This window comes from Microcella sp. (genome assembly GCF_030645145.1).
Classification (GTDB): domain Bacteria; phylum Actinomycetota; class Actinomycetes; order Actinomycetales; family Microbacteriaceae; genus Microcella.
On the sequence record NZ_JAUSMI010000121.1, the window covers coordinates 1 to 2,004 of the forward strand.

2 protein-coding genes and 1 pseudogene are annotated in these 2,004 nt (G+C 71.1%); 2 read left to right on the plus strand and 1 reads right to left on the minus strand.

The window, feature by feature from the left end:
• Nucleotides 1-660: pseudogene (locus Q7T15_RS08205) on the plus strand (hypothetical protein); the annotation flags it as partial.
• 77 nt (nucleotides 661-737) lie between these two features.
• The gene (locus Q7T15_RS08210; RefSeq protein ID WP_304695139.1) at nucleotides 738-1,799 is read left to right on the plus strand and encodes an AI-2E family transporter; all 1,062 of its coding nucleotides are present in this window, start codon (nucleotides 738-740) and stop codon (nucleotides 1,797-1,799) included.
• Nucleotides 1,800-1,880: 81 nt separating this feature from the next.
• Here Q7T15_RS08210 and Q7T15_RS08215 read toward each other — a convergent pair.
• Nucleotides 1,881-2,004 (minus strand): integrase core domain-containing protein (locus Q7T15_RS08215; RefSeq protein WP_304693345.1); only part of this gene is annotated, 124 nt, incomplete at its 5' end.

Below are 2,004 nucleotides of genomic sequence, written 5' to 3' on the forward strand. Positions count from 1 at the left end.
ACCGCCGAGCGCGAGCAGGCCGCGGCGCTCGAGGAGCTCGAGCGCGACCTGACGACGCGCACCGCGGCGCTCGAGGCCGACGAGAAGGCCCGTCGGGCGGCGCTCGCCCGCGCATCCGCCGACCAGGACCGCGCGCTCGCCGACGAGGCCGCGCAGGCGCGCGCGGCCCTCGCCCGCGAGACGGAGGAGCAGCGCGCCAAGCTCGCGCGCGCGGCCGAGCAGGCGCGCATCGACCTCGACGTCGAGCTCGCCGCGCGGCGCGACGAGGCCGAGCGCGAGTACCTCGCCCGCCAGCAGGAGGCGAGCGCGCAGACCCAGAAGTACCTCGACGAGGCGACGGCGCAGCTCACGGCGGCGCAGCAAGCCGCCGCGGAGGCCCGCGCCGAGACCGAGACGCTCACGCGCGAGGCGCGCGCCGAGGCCGAAGCGCTCCGCAGCTCGGCCGACGCGACCGCGCGCGAGGTGCTCGAGAACGCCGAGCACCGAGCGGCGGCGCTCGTCGCCGACGCCGAGGAGCGCACGGCCGCTCTCGTCTCCGAGGCCGAGGAGCGCCTCGCCCGACTCCGCGTCGAGCGCGACGCCGTGGCTGGCTACCTCGAGGGCCTGCGCGGGGTACTGTCGCAGGCAGAGAAGATCTCGGGCTCGATCAGCGACGAGTGACGGGCCCGACGGTCTGACCCGCGCGCGTTCCTCGGGCAGCCGCGCGGACATCCCGCCGTCGACGAGCGGTGCCCGCCATGAGGATCCAGAACGCGTTCCGGTTCGGTCTCTTCGGCGGCCTCGGCGTCCTCGTCGCCCTCCTCATCGGCGGAGCGGTCAGCTCGCTCGCGACGATCATCACCTACATCGGCGCGGCGCTCTTCATCGCGCTCGGCCTCGACCCGATCGTGTCGTGGCTCGAGGATCGCAAATGGCCGCGCTGGTCGGCGATCCTCACGGTGCTCGTCGGCGTGCTCGGCATCTTCACCGGCCTGATCTTCGCGATCGTGCCCGTCATCGTCGAGCAGGTCAGTCGACTCGTGCAGCAGATCGGCGACTTCCTGGGCTCGGTCGAGTCGCTCGAGGAGCTCATCGCGACGGTGCAGACCTTCGTGCCGGTTGAGGTGCTCGACGTCCAGCAGGCGGTCGACGGCGCCATCACCTTCCTCCAGGATCCCGCGAACCTCGCGGAGATCGGCGGCGGAGTCCTCGGCGTGGGCTTCGCGCTCGTCTCCGGCGCGTTCGGCGGCCTCATCATCCTGATCCTGACGCTGTACTTCGTCGCCTCGCTCGCGAGCATGAAGAGCGCCCTCTACCGCCTCGTGCCCGCGTCGCGACGGACGACCTTCGTGGGTATCGCCGAGCAGGTCGCCTCGGCAGTCGGCCGCTTCGTGGTCGGCCAGGCGAGCCTGGCGCTCGTCAACGGAGTGCTGAGCTTCCTGTTCCTGTCGTTCATCGGGGCCGAGTACCCCGCGCTCTTCGCCTTCGTGGCGTTCCTGTTCTCGCTCGTGCCCCTCGTCGGCACGCTCTCGGGCTCGGTGCTCATCGTGTTCACGCAGTTCATCACGAACCCCGAGTCGACCTCGACCGTCATCACGGCCGCGATCTACTACCTGATCTACATGCAGGTCGAGGCCTACGTGCTGAGCCCCAACATCATGAACCGCGCGGTGAAGGTCCCCGGCGCGGTCGTCGTGATCGCGGCCCTCATCGGCGGGACCCTGCTCGGCGTGCTCGGCGCGCTCATCGCCATTCCGGTCGCGGCCTCGGTCCTCATCATCATCGACCAGGTGTTCGTACCCCGGCAGGAGCGTCTGTAGCGGATGCCCCCGGCCGCCCGCGCGTCCGTCGCGCGCGCGGCCTCCCGCCCCCGCGATCGGACGGCTAGGTGTACTCGGCAGTCACCTTGGTGACACTCGGCTGATGGGTGGGAGCCCGTCGAGGGCTGAGTGGCGTCGTCGATTGTTGTAGTAGTCCAGCCAGGGTGCAAGTGCGTTCTGCCGGTCGTCGTTGGTGGTGAAGACC